The sequence below is a fragment of the Mesorhizobium sp. B2-4-2 genome, assembly GCF_006442845.1.
In the GTDB taxonomy this organism is placed as follows: domain Bacteria; phylum Pseudomonadota; class Alphaproteobacteria; order Rhizobiales; family Rhizobiaceae; genus Mesorhizobium.
This window is the reverse complement of record NZ_VFVM01000018.1, coordinates 26,189-41,614: the sequence shown is the minus strand read 5'-3', so window position 1 is coordinate 41,614 and position 15,426 is coordinate 26,189. Positions and strand designations below refer to the sequence as shown.

Below are 15,426 nucleotides of genomic sequence, written 5' to 3'. Positions count from 1 at the left end.
GCGGACAATGGCAGAAACGTCGAAAATCGATGGCGGGCGTCTGACGACCCATGTCCTGGATACGGCAACCGGCAAGCCCGCGGCGGGATTGTCGATCGCGCTCTACCGGATCGATGGCCCGGCCAGGACGCATCTGAAGACGGTCGCCACCAACGCCGATGGCCGTTGCGACGCACCGCTTTTGGCCGACGCGGATTTCCAGACCGGCGAATACGAGCTGGTTTTCGCCGCTGGCGACTATCTGCGGCGCCAGGGAACGAAACTGCCCGAGCCGGCCTTCCTCGACACCGTGCCGATCCGCTTCGGCATGGCGGATGCCGTGCACTATCATGTGCCGCTGCTCGTCTCGCCCTACGGCTATTCGACTTACAGGGGGAGCTGAGACGTGGCCGAGGTCAAGATCCGTAACGATATTCGTGTTATCCTCAACGGCAGGGATGTCGTGCTGTCATCCGTGGCGCCTGACGCGACCTTGCTCGACTGGCTGCGGCTCGACCGATCGCTGCGCGGCACCAAGGAAGGCTGCGCAGAGGGCGATTGCGGCGCTTGCACCGTGCTGGTCGGCAGGCTTTCCGCCGGCGAACTGGTCTATGAAAGTGTCAACGCCTGCATCCGCTTTCTGGGTTCGTTGGACGGCACCCATGTCGTGACGGTCGAGCATCTCCGTGGAACGCCGGGCCAGTTGCACCCGGTGCAGCAGGCGATGGTGGATTTCCACGGTTCGCAATGCGGCTTCTGCACGCCAGGTTTCGTCATGTCGCTTTACGGCTTGTGGATGAAATCACCGGAACCGTCGGACGCGGCTATCGAAAAGGCCTTGCAGGGCAATCTCTGCCGCTGCACCGGCTATGAGGCGATCATGCGCGCGGCTCGCGCCATCTCCAGCTACGGCAAAGCACAGAAGGATCCGCTGGCGCTGGAGCGTCAGTCGATCATGGCCAGACTCGAGGCGATGGGCGACGGCGCACGGATCGAGATCGGCGCCGGCAAGGCGCGGCTCGTCGTGCCGGCTGACGTTGACGATTTCGCCGCCGTGCTCGACAAGGAACCGGGCGCCACCATCGTCGCCGGCTCGACCGATGTCGGTCTCTGGGTGACCAAGCACATGCGCGATATTTCGCCTGTCATCTTCATCGGCAATCTCGACGGGCTGTGCGCCATTGCCGAGGACAAGGACGTGATCTCGATCGGCGCCGGCGTCACCTATTCCGATGCCTTCGCGATGCTGTCGAAACGCATCCCGGCGCTCGGGCCATTGTTCGATCGCATCGGCGGCGAACAGGTGCGCAACATGGGCACGATCGGCGGCAACATCGCCAATGGCTCGCCGATCGGCGACACACCGCCGCCATTCATCGCGCTCGGCGCGCGGCTGACGCTGCGCCGTGGAAGCAAGCGGCGCACGATCCCGCTCGAGGATTTCTTCATCGCCTATGGCAAGCAGGACCGGCAGGCCGGCGAGTTCGTCGAGGCCGTGCATGTGCCGGTTCCGGCAAACGAAACGAAGTTCGGCGTCTACAAGATCACCAAGCGCCGCGACGAGGATATCACCGCCGCCCTCGGCGCGTTTTTTCTGACCTTGGCCAGGGACGGCACCGTGGCCGATATCCGCATCGCCTATGGCGGCATGGCGGCGACGCCGAAGCGGGCTGCGGCGGTCGAGAAAGCTCTGCTCGGCAAACCCTGGACCGAAGAAACAGTCGAGGCGGCGATGACCGAATACGCAACGGATTTCACGCCGCTCACCGACATGCGGGCAAGCGCTGAATATCGGGCTTTGGCGGCGAAAAACTTGTTGCTGCGTTTCTTTGTCGAAACCACCGGCACCAGGGCACCGTTCCAGGTGTCGCGCAACGAGGCGGCATGATGAACAAGCACGCCAGCGCCAATTTAAAGGCCGAAAAGATCGTCGGCGGCGTCGCCACAGACCAGCGCCATGATTCCGCGCACAAGCATGTCAGCGGCAGCGCCGTTTACATCGATGATATGCCCGAACCGGCGGGCACGCTGCATGGCTGCCTCGGCTTGGCCACGGCCACGCATGCCGCCATCGCCAAAATGGACCTGTCGGCGGTGCGCGCCGCCCCCGGCGTGATCGACGTGCTCACGGCAAAGGATGTGCCGGGCGAGAACGACATTTCGCCGACCGGGCGCCATGACGAGCCGGTACTCGCCGACGGCAAGGTACAGTTTTTCGGCCAGCCGATCTTTTGCGTGATTGCCGAGACGCGCGAGCAGGCGCGGCGCGCCACGAGGCTGGCAAGGGTCGAATACGAGGAATTGCCTTTCGTCACCGACATCGGCGCGCTTGATCCGAGCAAGGACAAACTCGTCACGCCGCCTCTGACGCTGAAGCGCGGCGACGCGGCTGCTGCGATCCGTCAGGCCCCCCGCCGGCTGAAAGGAAAAATGCGCGTCGGCGGCCAGGAGCATTTCTACCTCGAAGGGCATATCGCGATGGCGGTTCCCGGCGAGGATCAGGACGTCACCATCTATTCCTCGACGCAGCATCCGAGCGAAGTCCAGCACATGGTTGGTCATGCACTCGGCGTGCCGAGCAACGCCATTACCGTGGAAATGCGTCGCATGGGGGGCGGCTTCGGCGGCAAGGAAACGCAGGGCAACCAGTTTGCAGCGCTGGCCGCGATCGCAGCCAAGAAGCATCATCGGGCAGTGAAAATCCGGCCCGATCGCGATGACGACATGATCGCCACCGGCAAGCGGCACGATTTCCTCATCGACTACGAAGCCGGCTTCGACGATGAGGGCAATATTCTCGGCGTCGACTTCATGTTCGCGGCGCGCTGCGGCTTTTCTGCGGACCTTTCAGGCCCGGTCACCGACCGCGCGCTGTTCCACTGCGACAACACCTATTTCTGGCCGGCTGTGCATGCACAGTCGGCGCCGCTCTACACCAACACGGTCTCGAACACCGCCTTTCGCGGCTTCGGCGGCCCTCAAGGCATGGTCGGCGCCGAGCGTATCATCGACGAGGTGGCGTTTGCCGTCGGCAAGGACCCGCTTGAGATCCGCAAGCGGAATTTCTATGGAACCGCCGACCGCAACGTCACGCCCTACCACCAGGCGGTCGAGGACAACATCATCCACCGCATCGTCGCGGAACTGGAAGAAAGCGCCAGCTATGCAAGGCGCCGGCGCGAAATCTCGGCCTTCAACAACAACAGCCGCTTCATCAAGCGAGGCCTCGCACTGACGCCGGTCAAATTCGGCATCTCGTTTACCGCCACGCATTACAACCAGGCCGGCGCGCTGGTGCATGTCTACACCGACGGTTCGGTGCATCTGAACCATGGCGGCACCGAGATGGGGCAGGGCCTCAACGTCAAGGTGGCGCAAGTGGTGGCGCAAGAGTTCCAGATCGATCTCGACCAGGTGAAGATCACCGCGACGACCACCGGCAAGGTGCCGAACACCTCGGCCACCGCCGCGTCGTCCGGCACCGACCTCAATGGAATGGCGGCGCAGAATGGCGCCCGCCAGATCAAGGACCGGCTGACCGATTTCGCCGCCGAGAAATACCAGGTGCCACGCGACCAGGTGCTGTTCCTGCCCAACAGGGTGCGAATCGGCAACCAGGAGATACCTTTCGCCGACCTCGTCAAGCAGGCCTATATGGCCCGCATCCAGCTTTCGGCGGCCGGCTTTTACAAGACGCCGAAGATCCACTGGGACCGCGACAAGGGCGAGGGCCGTCCTTTCTATTATTTCGCCTATGGCGCCTCCTGCTCGGAAGTCTCGGTCGACACGCTGACCGGCGAATACATGGTCGAACGCACCGACATCCTGCACGAGACGGGCCGCTCGCTGAACCGCGCCATCGACCTCGGCCAGGTCGAGGGCGGCTTTATCCAGGGCATGGGCTGGCTGACGACCGAGGAACTGTGGTGGGATGACAAGGGCCGGCTGCGCACGCATGCGCCCTCGACCTATAAGATCCCGCTGGCGTCGGACCGGCCTAAGATCTTCAACGTGACACTGGCCGATTGGCCGGAGGCCGGTGAGCCGACGATCCATCGCTCCAAGGCGGTCGGCGAGCCGCCCTTCCCGCTCGGCATGTCGGTGCTGCATGCCCTGTCCGACGCGGTGGCAAGCGTCGCCGACCACAGGATCTGTCCACGTCTCGATGCGCCTGCGACACCGGAACGCGTGCTGATGGCGATCGAGCGGCTGAAGAAAGAGGCGAAGACCTGACTCCGGCAAAACGTGCAAAACAGGCCGAAAAGGCCTATATTTCCCGACAGGGAATGTAAAAAATGAACACGACTGTGCAAAGCCTGAAAGCCTTTCTTGGCCAAACCGGCCGGGTCGCGCTCGTCGAGGTCGCGGCGACGAAGGGCTCGACGCCGCGCGAGAAGGGCGCCTTCATGCTCGTCTCGCAAGCAGCGACATCGGGCACGATCGGCGGCGGCCAACTGGAATATATGGCCATCGACAAGGCACGGCAGATGCTGGGCTCTTTACCCTCCTCCTTGCGGGGAGGGTCGGCGAGCGGACGCCGCGAAGCGGCGTCAGCGAAACGGGGCGGGGGAGCGGCGTTCACAGATCCCTCGACGACGACGTCGTCCAACCCTATCCACAAGGGGGAGGGTGAAGAGACCCGCCCCGACGCCCACGTGATCCTCGACGTGGCGCTCGGTCCGGAGATCGGCCAATGCTGCGGCGGGCGCGTCGAGGTGTCGATCCGCCTCGTCGATGCGACGTTGGCGCAGGAGCTGATTTCGGCCGCGGAAATCGAGCAGGCTGAACTGCCTTATGTCTACATCTTCGGCGGCGGCCACGTCGGGCAGGCGCTGGCCTCCGCGGTAGCGCTTCTCCCTGTGCGTGCCGTTGTCATCGAAACACGGGCCGACGCGCTAGACGGAATGCCGGAAGCCGTCGAGACGCGGCTGACCCCGATGCCTGAAGCCGAGGTGCGCAACGCGCCTGCAGGCAGCGCCTTCGCCATCCTCACCCATGATCATGCGCTGGACTTCCTGATTGTCGCCGAAGCCCTGAAGCGTGGCGACACCGCCTATGTCGGCATGATCGGCTCGAAGACCAAGAAAGCGACGTTCAGGAACTGGTTGCTGAAATCGGCGGAGGGTACGGAAGCGCAGTTTGCCCGCCTCGTTTCCCCAATTGGCGGTGACGCCGTGAAAGACAAGCGCCCATCCGTCATTGCCGCGCTAGCGGCCGCCGAGATCATGACGGCGCTGGTCAATCACGGCGCCGCGTCAAATGCCGGACGTCAGATGCCGCATGATAGGACGTTGGCCGGGTAAGGTCACGTCGCGGCTATACCGGTTGCTTCAAGCCCAGATGATCGCGCAGTGTGCGGCCCTCATACTCCCTGCGAAACAGGCCGCGCCGCTGCAGCTCCGGCACAACTAGGGTGGCGAAGGCATCGAGTTCGCCGGGGAAATATGACGGCATGACGTTGAAGCCGTCCGCCGCACCGCCCTCGAACCGGGCCTGGAGTTCGTCTGCGATCTGCACCGCGGTCCCGACGATGCGCCAATGGCCGCGTGCGCCGGCGAAATGGCGGGCAAGCTGGCGGATGGAAAGGCCGTCGCGGCGCGATTGCTCGATGACCAGGGCCTGCCGGCTTTTCATGCCTTCGCTCTCCGGCAATTCGGGCAGCGGCCCGTCGAGCGGATAGCGCCGAAGATCGGAGATGCTGAGATAGCTGGACAGCAGCGCTACGCCGACGTCATCGGGGATCAGCTCCTGCAGCTCCTCGTATTTCGCCCGCGCTTCCGCTTCGGTTTCCGCCACCACCGGGGCGACGCCGGGCATGATCTTGATGTCGTCCGGTTCGCGTCCATAGGCCGCCAGACGGCCCTTGAGATCGTCGTAGAAAGCCTTCGCTTCCGCGAAAGTCTGCGCGGCGGTGAACACCACATCGGCGGTGCGAGCGGCGAGATCGCGGCCGACATCCGAGGCGCCGGCCTGAACCATGACCGGGGCGCCCTGCGGCGAACGCGGCAAATCGAGTGGATCGCACACCGAAAAGCTCTGGCCGTCATGGCCGGAGGCGCCGAGCTTGCCGTGCCAAAGCCTGGTGACGACTTCGGCGAATTCTCGTGCCCGTTCATAACGATCGGCGTGGGGTCTGAGACCCGTTGCGCCGAAGTTGGCGGCCTCGATCGGGCTGGCCGACGTGACCAGGTTCCAGCCGGCGCGCCCGCCGCTCAGCTGGTCGAGCGAAAGGAAGGTTCGTGCCAGCCCGTAAGGCTCGTTGTAGCTGGTCGAAGCCGTGGAGACGAGGCCGATGCGGCTGGTCTGGACAGCGAGTGCGGAAAGCAGGCTGATCGGCTCGAAGCCGATCGAACGCGAGGTCTGGCTGGCGATGCTGACATCGGCTTCGCGCAGGCCGGCCGCATCCTCGCAGAACAACAGGTCGAATTTCGCCGCTTCCGCCGTGCGCGCCAGCGCGACGTAATGATCGATGTCGATCCCGGCCTTCACATGGGCCTGGGGATGCCGCCAGGCGGCGATATGGTGGCCCGTCGCCCACAGAAAGACGCCGAGCTTCATCTGGCGCGCGGTCATCGGTCGCCTCCGCCGCTGAGTCCCAGATGCGAGCGCAGCGTTGTGCCCCCATGGCTCTGTCGAATCACGCCGCGCCGCCGCAGCTCCGGCAGAACGCGATTGGTGAAATCGTCGAGCGCTGAAATGTGCGCGGACAGCCGGATGTTGAATCCGTCGCAATTGTTCGCCCGGAATTCTTCCTCCATCCTGTCGGCCAGCCCGGCGACGCCGTTGGCGGCGAGGGATATGTCAGCCAATATTCTCACGGCATCCGGTTCGCGCCCGGACGCGGAAACGCGGCGCCTGAATTCGTCATGGCGTGCCCTGCGCCGCGCTGCCTGCCTTTCGTCCAGCAGGATGACATCGGCTGTGCGCGCGGCAATGTCGAGGTCGCCTGCCGCCAGGCCGGACAGGACCAGAACCGGCGTATCCTGCGGCGAGCGCGCCACGTTCAGCGGTCCGCGCACGGCGAAGAATTCGCCCTTGTGGTCGAGTTGGTGCATTTTTCCGGGATCGTGAAAGCGGCCGCTGTCTTTGTCGAACAACAGCGCGTCCGCCTCCCAGCCATTCCACAAGCCCTGGACGATGCCGATGTATTCCTCGGAGCGGCGGCGAAACTCGTCGCTGGAAAATCCATCCGGCCGGCTGAAATTGGCCGCCTCGCTCGGCGCCTGCGCCATCGTTGCGTTCCATCCGGCGCGACCGTGGCTGATGATATCGAGCGAGGCGAACCGGCGCGCCAGATTGTAGGGCTGGTGGGCAACCATCGACGCGGTGGCGACCAGCCCGATCCTGCTCGTCACGGTCGCCAGTGCGGCAAGCAGGGTCGTCGCTTCGAACGGGTTGCCCGACCCGGCCCTGCCCGGCGGCGCATCGTCGAGAACAATCATGTCCAGCCCGGCCGCTTCCGCCCGCTGCGCGAAGCCGGCCAAGTCGCTGAAGGTGAGCGCGCCGGCCTGCCCGGCCGTGGAGGCAATGTTGAGCGAAACGGTGAGATGCATTGTGGCTAGCTCGTCAGTCGGCGCAAAGCCCATCGGCCATGAGGCGGCATCCGCGAACCTAAGTTCGCCTTCGCGCAAGGCAACCCTTGCGACTGGGCCAGGAGCCGCTCACTTGCCGACCAGTATGTCCTTGATCAGCCGCTGGCAGCGCTCGGCCATGAAATCCAGCAGCAGGCGCACCTTCGGGTCCTGCAGCTTCTTGTGCGGATAGACGGCGGCGAACTGCACCGGCGTCGGCGGCGTGCCGGCCAGGATGATCCTCAGCCGCCGGTCGCGGATGAACGGCTCGACCTCGAAGCGCGGCTTGTTGATGATGCCGCGCCCCGACAGCGCCCAGCCGGTCAGCACGTCGCCATCGTCCGTATCATAGGGCCCGTGCACCTCGAATTTCTGCGGTCCGTTCGGCGTCTGCAAGGTCCAGACATATTCGCGCGCGCCGGAATAGCGCAGCATCAGGCAATCGTGCTTCCTGCTGATCAGTTCCTGCGGCTCGGCCGGCTCTCCGCGCGCCTCCAGATATTTGGGTGCCGCCACCAGCACCCGCTCGCATTCCATGATGCCGCGCATCCTGAGGCTGGAATCTTCGATGATACCGAGTCGGAAGGCGACGTCGATGCCCTCTTTCATGATATCGACATTGTGATCCGAGAGCCTCAGCCGCACTTCGATATCAGGATATTTGTCGTGGAAATCGGGAATACCCGAGGCGACCAGGCGGCGGCCGAGGCCGAGCGGCGCGGTCACGCGGATGGTGCCGCGCGGCTGACCGGAAAGGGCCGAAACCGCGGCCTCCGCCTCGGTGATCGCTTCCAGCACCTGCTTGGCGCCGGTGTAGAACACCGTGCCATGCTCGGTCGGCATCAATTGTCGTGTCGTGCGGTTGAACAGCCGCACACCAAGGTGCTTCTCCAGCTCCTTGATTCGGTTGGAAGCAACCGCCGGCGAAATGCGCATGTCGCGCCCGGCCGCCGACAGATTGCCGAGCTCGACCACGCGGACGAAGACGGCGATGTTGTCGAGATAGGCCATGCGGTTCAGGGGCTTTCAATCAAGCTGTGTGCGAGCAACCTAGTATTTTCCAATTTTTTTTGAAAGTCATCGCACACCTCGCTTCTTTCCGTTTGCGCGCCACACCGTAAAGTCGCTTCATCGGCAGGGACGACTTCAATGATGGATTTCGCTATTTTCTGGGACTGGCTGAGCTTTGCCGTGCGCTGGCTGCACGTCATCACCGGCATCGCCTGGATCGGCTCGTCCTTCTATTTCGTCGCGCTTGATCTCGGTTTGCGCCAGCGACCGGGCATGCCTGTCGGCGCCTTCGGCGAGGAGTGGCAGGTGCATGGCGGCGGCTTCTATCACATCCAGAAATACCTGGTCGCGCCGGCCGAGATGCCGGAACACCTCACCTGGTTCAAATGGGAATCCTACGCCACCTGGCTGTCCGGCTTCGCCATGCTGTGCGTGGTCTACTATGCAGGGGCCGACCTGTTCCTGATCGATCCCAACGTGCTGCCGATGTCTGTACCGGTCGGCATCCTCCTGTCGATGGCGACGATCGGCGTCGGCTGGGTAGTCTATGACCTGCTCTGCCGTTCGCCGCTGGGCAAAAGCGACACCGGCCTGATGCTGGTGCTCTACTGCTTGCTGGTGTTCATCGCCTGGGGGCTGACCCATCTGTTCACCGGCCGCGCCGCTTTCCTGCATCTGGGCGCCATCACCGCCACGATCATGTCGGCCAATGTCTTCATGGTCATCATCCCCAACCAGAAGATCGTCGTCGCCGATCTGATCGCCGGCCGCAAACCCGATCCGAAATATGGCAAGATCGCCAAGCAGCGCTCGCTCCACAACAACTATCTGACGCTGCCGGTGCTGTTCCTGATGCTGTCGAACCACTATCCTCTGGCGTTCGGCACCGAGTTCAACTGGATCATCGCCTCTCTGGTGTTCATCATCGGCGTGCTGATCCGCCACTACTTCAACACCGTTCACAAGCGCGCCGGCAACCCGCACTGGACCTGGCTGGGCGCCCTTGTCCTGTTCCTCGTCATCATCTGGCTGTCGACCGTGCCGAAGGTGTTGACCGGCGAACCGAAGGCGTCCGCCTCGGCGCAAGTCTATGTCGCCTCGGCCCATTTCGCGGCCGTGCGCGACACCGTGCTCGGCCGCTGCTCGATGTGCCATGCCCAGGAGCCGGTCTACGAGGGCATCTACCATGCGCCCAAGGGCGTGATGCTGGATACCGACGTCAACATCGCCGAGCATGCCCGCGAGATCTATCTGCAGGCCGGCCGCAGCCATGCCATGCCGCCCGCCAATGTCAGCCAGATCACAGACAAGGAGCGGGCACTGCTGGTGGCCTGGTTCGAAGGCGCGGGGAAATAAGCATGACATCGACGCTTCTGCGTGGCCGCACGCTGTCCTTCGTGCGCTGGCCTGAAAGCATCGATGATCATTCCGCCTGGCGCTACGAGGAGGATGGCGGCCTGCTGATCCGCGACGGCAGGATCGTCGCCGCCGGCGCTTACGTCGATGTTGAAAGGCAGGCAGGCGAGACAGCGAGAAGGATTGATCACCGGCCGCATCTGCTGCTGCCGGGCTTCATCGATGCCCATGTGCATTTCCCGCAGATGCAGATCATCGCCTCCTACGGCGCCGAACTGCTCGACTGGCTGAACGCCTACACTTTCCCGGAGGAGACGAAGTTCGCCAATGCGCAGCATGGCCGGCGCGTCGCGCGGCTATTCCTCGACGAGATGGTGCGCCACGGCACCACGACGGTTGCCGCCTACTGTTCCGTGCACAAGGCCTCCGCAGAAGCTTTCTTCGCCGAGTCGCATGATCGCAACATGCTCAACATTGCCGGCAAGGTGATGATGGATCGCAACGCGCCCGATGGCGTGCTCGACACGCCGCAATCGGGCTATGACGACAGCAAGGCGCTGATCAGCGAGTGGCACGGCAAGGGCCGGCAGCTTTACGCCATCACACCTCGCTTTGCGATCACCTCGTCGCCGGAGCAAATGGAGATGGCCGGCGCGCTGTGCCGCGAATACCCCGACCTGCACATCCAGACGCATCTGTCGGAAAACCATGCCGAGATCGCCTTCACGCAGGAGCTTTATCCGTGGTCGCGCGATTACACCGACGTCTACGAGCATTACGGGCTGTTGGGGAGAAAGAGCCTGCTCGGCCATTGCATCCATCTGTCGGAGCGGGAGGCGGACGCGCTTTCGGACAGCGGCTCCGTAGCCGTGTTCTGCCCGACCTCGAACCTGTTCCTCGGCTCCGGCCTGTTCGATTATCAGCGCTACCGCACCCGCGATAAAGCCCTCCGCATCGCCGCCGCCACCGATGTCGGTGGCGGCACCAACTATTCCATGCTGCGCACCATGGACGAGGGCTACAAGGTGATCGCGCTGAACGGCGAGAAGCTGAACCCGTTCCAGTCCTTCTGGCAGGTCACGCGCGGCAACGCCGAGGCGCTGTCGGTGGCGCAAAGGATCGGCACGCTGGAGGAAGGCACCGATGCCGATATCGTCGTGCTGGACGCCAGGGCGACGTCGTCGATGCGGCTCAGGATGGAGACCGTCGAGACGCTGGCGCAGGAACTCTTTCTCTTGCAGACGCTGGGCGATGATCGCGCCGTGCGCGAGGTCTATGTGGCGGGTCGGCCGGCAAAAACCGATTTGGCAATTTAGAACGTGACGGCGCGTTCCTTGCTTGACCCGGGCTTGACCCAGCGGCAACCATCCGTCAAAGCGTGCGGCGACGTTGAAAGGGGAACGACATGGCCGTTGCCGAAGACATCGCTCTGATCAAGAGACAGGAGGAAGCCCTTGTCTTTCCCGCCTTCGACGAGGCGGTTGCGTTCAGTATCGGATCCGCGATCCGCGACCGGGCGCTCGCCGAAAATCTCCCGATCATCGCCGATATCAGGACCTTCGACCGGCCGCTGTTCTACGCCGCCATGCCGGGCTCGAACGCTTCCAATCCCGACTGGGCGCGGCGCAAAATCAACGTCGTCAAGCGGTTCCTGAAAAGCACTTACCGCATGGTGCTGGAACAGCAGCGCCCCGACCGCACTTTCAAGATCGGCGAGGGCCTGGATATTGCTGACTACGTGCTGGCCGGCGGCGGCTTTCCCGTCACGGTCAAGGGTGTCGGGGTCATCGGCGTCATCGCCGTCTCCGGGTTGCCGGAGCGCGAGGATCACGGCGTGGTGGTCGATGCGCTGTGTAATCATTTGGGCCTCGACAAGCGCGAACTGGTATTGCCGCCGGAAGAAAAATCGTGACATCGGCGCCGCCCCTCATCCGCCTGCCCGTCCTTCGCAGCAGCTGCGCTGTAGCTGCTGCGGGTGGAAGTGAAACGCTCCACCGCTGGCTATCCCCCTATGCCCGTTCTTCACGGGGAGAGGGTCGGGGTGAGGCGCAACGTCAGCTCTGCAAGAATGCGCGAAACGCTGCTGGCTGCCGGATATGACCATTCTCGATCCCAAATCCTTCCTCACCTCCATCTTCAACGCCGCCGTCGCCGCCGCCGATCCGGAAAAGACCATCCGCTATCATTTGCCGGTCAGGCCCAAGGGCCGCACCATCGTGATCGGCGCCGGCAAAGGCTCGGCGCAGATGGCGGCGGCCTTCGAGAAAGCATGGGACGGCCCGCTCGAAGGACTGGTCGTCACCCGCTACGGCTATGACGCGAAATGTGAGCGCATTGAGATCATCGAGGCGGCGCATCCGGTGCCGGACGCCGCCGGGCTCGAGGCTTCGCGGCGGCTGCTCGGGAAGGTGCAAGGGCTGACCGCCGACGATCTGGTGGTGGCGCTGATTTCCGGCGGCGGTTCGGCGCTGCTGCCGTCACCGGCAACCGGCCTGACATTGGCCGACGAGATCGCCGTCAACGAGGCGCTGCTGGCGTCGGGCGCGCCGATCGCGGCGATGAACACCATCCGCAAGCATCTTTCCACCATCAAGGGAGGCCGGCTGGCCGCCGCCGCCTGGCCGGCCAAAATGGTGTCGCTGGTTGTCTCCGATATTCCCGGTGACAATCCGGCGCTGGTCGCATCCGGCCCGACCGTTCCCGACACCGGCAGCCGGGCGGATGCGCTGGCGTCGATATCAGCCTACGGCATGAACCTGCCGGCCTCGGTCATGGCGCATATCAATTCACCGGCCGCCGATGCACCAGTTCCCGGGGATGAGCGCTTTTCGCGCAACGAGGTGCATCTGATCGCCTCCGCCGGCGTGTCGCTCGAAGCAGCCGCAGCGGAAGCGAGCCGACAGGGCATCGAAGCTGTCATTCTCTCGGATGCCATCGAAGGCGAAGCCCGCGAGGTGGGCGGGGTTCACGCGGCCATCGCGCGCGAAGTAGCGACACGCAATCGGCCTTTCTCAAAGCCGGTGCTGATCCTGTCCGGCGGCGAGACCACGGTGACGCTGCGTGCCAAGGGGAAAGGCGGCCGCAACTCCGAATTCCTGCTCGCCTTCGCCATCGGCATCAATGATGTGAAGGGCATTCACGCCCTGGCCGCCGACACCGACGGCATCGACGGCTCGGAGGACAATGCCGGCGCCTTCGCCGATGGTTCCACGGTCGCGCGCATGCGCGCGGTCGGCATCGACGCCAAGGCGATGCTGGCAGGCAACAATGCCTGGACGGCTTTCAACGCGGTCGGCGATCTGTTCGTGCCCGGTCCGACCGGCACCAATGTCAACGATCTCAGGGCCATCCTGATTCGCTAATCGTTTGGATCAGGCAGCCATCAGCCGCTTCACCTGCTTCATGTCGTCAAGGAACCGTTCTCGCTCGGCCTCCTTGTCCGCACGGTCACGGATGCGCAGGATGAAGGATGGATGGATGGTGATGAACACACGCATGCCATCTTCCCGCTCGATCGCCTGGCCGCGCATCTTCGTCACCGGAACCGCCTTGCCGAGCAGCGACAATGCCGCCGTTGCGCCAAGCGCCACGGCAAGGTTCGGTTTGATCAGTCCGAATTCCTGGTCGAGCCACCAGCGGCACGCCTGAATCTCGCCGGCGTTCGGCTTGGAATGAATGCGACGCTTGCCGCGCGGCTCGAACTTGAAGTGCTTGACCGCATTGGTGACGTAGACTTTCTGGCGGTCGACCCCGGCGTCGTCCAGTATGGCGTCGAACACCCTGCCGGCCGGGCCAACGAAGGGAGCGCCGGCGAGATCTTCCTGATCGCCGGGCTGCTCGCCGACGAAAATCACCTTGGCGCCGTCAGGCCCTTCGCCGAACACGGTCTGCGTCGCATCGCGCCACAGCGGGCAGCGGTGGCAAGCCTTCGCTACCTCACGCAGCTCCGAGATCGAGGTGACATCTGGCAGTGGCTCGTCGGACGGCCCGGAAATGCGCCTGGCCGGCCTCTTCGCTTCATGCGTTTGGCCTGTGGTCGCCATCATCCTGTCCTGTCGGTTCTGACACTGAAATGGACGGGAAGGGCGATGGTTCCTCCGAGGGCTCAGACCTCGTGCAGATAGAGGTGATAGTCCAGCTCGCTGACCGTGCGCGCCACGCGCAGGTATTCGGACTGCTTGATCGCCACGAAGGTGCGGTGCAGGTCTTCGCCAAGCGCGCCTTTGAGGAAGCTGGACGCTCTGGCCCCCTCGATCGCCGCGCGCCAGTCGACCGGCATGGTCGTGCGCGTCACCGCCGCCTCATAGCCGTTTCCGGTCGTCTCGGGGCCGGGGTCGAGGCCTTCGTCGAGCCCTTTGACGATGCCGGCAAGCACGGTTGCCGCGATCAGATAGGGGTTGGCGTCGACGCCCGACGGCCGATGCTCGATGCGCCGGTTCCTGGCGTCGCCCGCCGGCACGCGCAGCGCCACCGACCGGTTGTTGACGCCCCAGGTCGGCGCCACCGGTGCATAGGATTGGGAGACGAAGCGCCGCCAGGAATTGGCGTGCGGCGCAAACACCAGCATCGATTCCGCCATGGTCTGGATCAGGCCGCCCAGCCCGCGCAGCAGTGGCAGCGACCAACTCTCGCCACCGGCCTCCGAAAAAACGTTTCGGCTAGCCTTGTCCTGCAGCGAGACGTGGAAATGCATGCCGGAGCCGGCATATTTCTCGATCGGTTTGGCCATGAAGCAAGCGGTGACGCCATGGCGGCGCGCCTGCGCCCGAACCAGCCGTTTCAGCATGACGAGGTCGTCGGCCGCCCGCATCACATCCTTGCGGTAGTTCAGCGTCAATTCGTACTGGCCGGGCGCATATTCGGAAATCACGGTCTCGGCCGGAATGCCCTGTGCCTTGGCCGCGGCATAGATGTCGGTAAACAGCGGCTCCATGCCGTGCAGATGGTCGACCGAGTAGACCTCGGTCTTGCCCGAGACGCGGCCATCCAGCACGGCGTGCGCCGGCTGCACCTTGCCGTCGCTGTCGCGCTCATTGGCGAGGAGAAAAAATTCGAGCTCGAAGGCGCCGGCCGGGTACAGCCCCTTGGACGCCAATATGTCGACCTGCCTTGCCAGCGCCAGCCGCGGGTCCGATGACATCGGCGCGCCGTCGAGATGATACATCGCCATCAGCACCTGGCCGCGCGGCGGGTTGGTCCCGTGGAGCGGCACCAGCGTGCCAGGAATCGGCCAGGCGCGCAGATCGCCGTCGCCGGTGGTCCAGATCAGCCCGGTCTCGTGCACGTCCTCGCCGGTGATGTCGAGGCCGAGGATCGAGATCGGCATGTGCCGGCCGCCTTCGAAGATGGCTTTCAGCTCGTGCCGGCGCACGATCTTGCCACGGCCGACGCCGTTGGCATCGGTCAGCACGATATCGAAGGCTTCGATCTCAGGATGGGCGTCGAGAAAGGCCTGCGCCTCGGTGGGCGTCGAGCCCGAAGGTGAAGTCATGATGGAGCCCGGCCTGGC

General features: G+C 64.2%; 13 protein-coding genes. 8 read left to right on the top strand and 5 right to left on the bottom strand.

All coding sequences use genetic code 11. The annotated features are described in order from the left end of the window. The first annotated feature begins 7 nt into the window (after nucleotides 1-7). From uraH to xdhC, 4 genes are all read left to right on the top strand, one after another. On the top strand, nucleotides 8-382 hold the full coding sequence (uraH, locus tag FJ942_RS26990) for a hydroxyisourate hydrolase (protein ID WP_140501174.1): 375 nt from the start codon (nucleotides 8-10) through the stop codon (nucleotides 380-382). Between the two features lie 3 nt (nucleotides 383-385). Next, complete coding sequence (gene xdhA / locus FJ942_RS26985; protein WP_140658467.1) at nucleotides 386-1,867, top strand: xanthine dehydrogenase small subunit; 1,482 nt, start codon at nucleotides 386-388, stop codon at nucleotides 1,865-1,867. Beyond that, entirely contained in the window at nucleotides 1,867-4,212 is a 2,346-nt protein-coding gene (xdhB, locus tag FJ942_RS26980) for a xanthine dehydrogenase molybdopterin binding subunit (protein WP_140658494.1), read from the top strand. The genes xdhA and xdhB overlap by 1 nt, the downstream gene beginning before the upstream one ends. A 62-nt stretch (nucleotides 4,213-4,274) precedes the next feature. Then, nucleotides 4,275-5,282 carry a xanthine dehydrogenase accessory protein XdhC gene (gene xdhC, locus FJ942_RS26975; protein WP_140664222.1) on the top strand — a complete coding sequence of 336 codons (1,008 nt, stop codon included), beginning with the start codon at nucleotides 4,275-4,277 and terminating at the stop codon, nucleotides 5,280-5,282. Between the two features lie 13 nt (nucleotides 5,283-5,295). On the opposite strand, the gene FJ942_RS26970 is transcribed toward xdhC, so the two are convergent. The 3 genes from FJ942_RS26970 to FJ942_RS26960 all read right to left on the bottom strand — a co-directional run bounded on the left by FJ942_RS26970 (nucleotide 5,296) and on the right by FJ942_RS26960 (nucleotide 8,561). Continuing rightward, entirely contained in the window at nucleotides 5,296-6,552 is a 1,257-nt protein-coding gene (locus tag FJ942_RS26970; RefSeq protein ID WP_140558763.1) for an LLM class flavin-dependent oxidoreductase, read from the bottom strand. Next, nucleotides 6,549-7,532, bottom strand: coding sequence for an LLM class flavin-dependent oxidoreductase (locus FJ942_RS26965; RefSeq protein WP_140558762.1), 984 nt, complete (start codon nucleotides 7,530-7,532; stop codon nucleotides 6,549-6,551). The genes FJ942_RS26970 and FJ942_RS26965 overlap by 4 nt, the downstream gene beginning before the upstream one ends. A gap of 108 nt (nucleotides 7,533-7,640) precedes the next feature. Then, the gene (locus FJ942_RS26960) at nucleotides 7,641-8,561 is read right to left on the bottom strand and encodes a LysR family transcriptional regulator (protein WP_140558761.1); all 921 of its coding nucleotides are present in this window, start codon (nucleotides 8,559-8,561) and stop codon (nucleotides 7,641-7,643) included. Between the two features lie 138 nt (nucleotides 8,562-8,699). On the opposite strand from FJ942_RS26960, the gene FJ942_RS26955 reads away from it, so the two are divergent. The 4 genes from FJ942_RS26955 to FJ942_RS26940 all read left to right on the top strand — a co-directional run bounded on the left by FJ942_RS26955 (nucleotide 8,700) and on the right by FJ942_RS26940 (nucleotide 13,279). Continuing rightward, the gene (locus tag FJ942_RS26955; protein ID WP_140899507.1) at nucleotides 8,700-9,917 is read left to right on the top strand and encodes a urate hydroxylase PuuD; all 1,218 of its coding nucleotides are present in this window, start codon (nucleotides 8,700-8,702) and stop codon (nucleotides 9,915-9,917) included. A 2-nt stretch (nucleotides 9,918-9,919) separates the two neighbouring features. After that, on the top strand, nucleotides 9,920-11,233 hold the full coding sequence (guaD, locus tag FJ942_RS26950) for a guanine deaminase (protein ID WP_140633655.1): 1,314 nt from the start codon (nucleotides 9,920-9,922) through the stop codon (nucleotides 11,231-11,233). An 89-nt stretch (nucleotides 11,234-11,322) separates the two neighbouring features. Next, a complete protein-coding gene (locus FJ942_RS26945; protein ID WP_140633652.1) occupies nucleotides 11,323-11,829 on the top strand; it encodes a heme-degrading domain-containing protein in 507 nt (168 codons plus the stop codon). A 184-nt stretch (nucleotides 11,830-12,013) separates the two neighbouring features. Continuing rightward, the gene (locus tag FJ942_RS26940) at nucleotides 12,014-13,279 is read left to right on the top strand and encodes a glycerate kinase (RefSeq protein WP_140899506.1); all 1,266 of its coding nucleotides are present in this window, start codon (nucleotides 12,014-12,016) and stop codon (nucleotides 13,277-13,279) included. Nucleotides 13,280-13,288: 9 nt separating this feature from the next. On the opposite strand, the gene FJ942_RS26935 is transcribed toward FJ942_RS26940, so the two are convergent. Together FJ942_RS26935 and FJ942_RS26930 are read right to left on the bottom strand one after the other, a co-directional pair. After that, nucleotides 13,289-14,026, bottom strand: a complete 738-nt coding sequence (locus tag FJ942_RS26935) for a UdgX family uracil-DNA binding protein (protein WP_224647248.1) — start codon at nucleotides 14,024-14,026, stop codon at nucleotides 13,289-13,291. Further along, complete coding sequence (locus FJ942_RS26930) at nucleotides 14,023-15,408, bottom strand: glutamine synthetase family protein (RefSeq protein WP_140525625.1); 1,386 nt, start codon at nucleotides 15,406-15,408, stop codon at nucleotides 14,023-14,025. Before FJ942_RS26930 ends, FJ942_RS26935 begins: the two co-directional genes overlap by 4 nt. Between the last annotated feature and the right edge of the window lie 18 nt (nucleotides 15,409-15,426).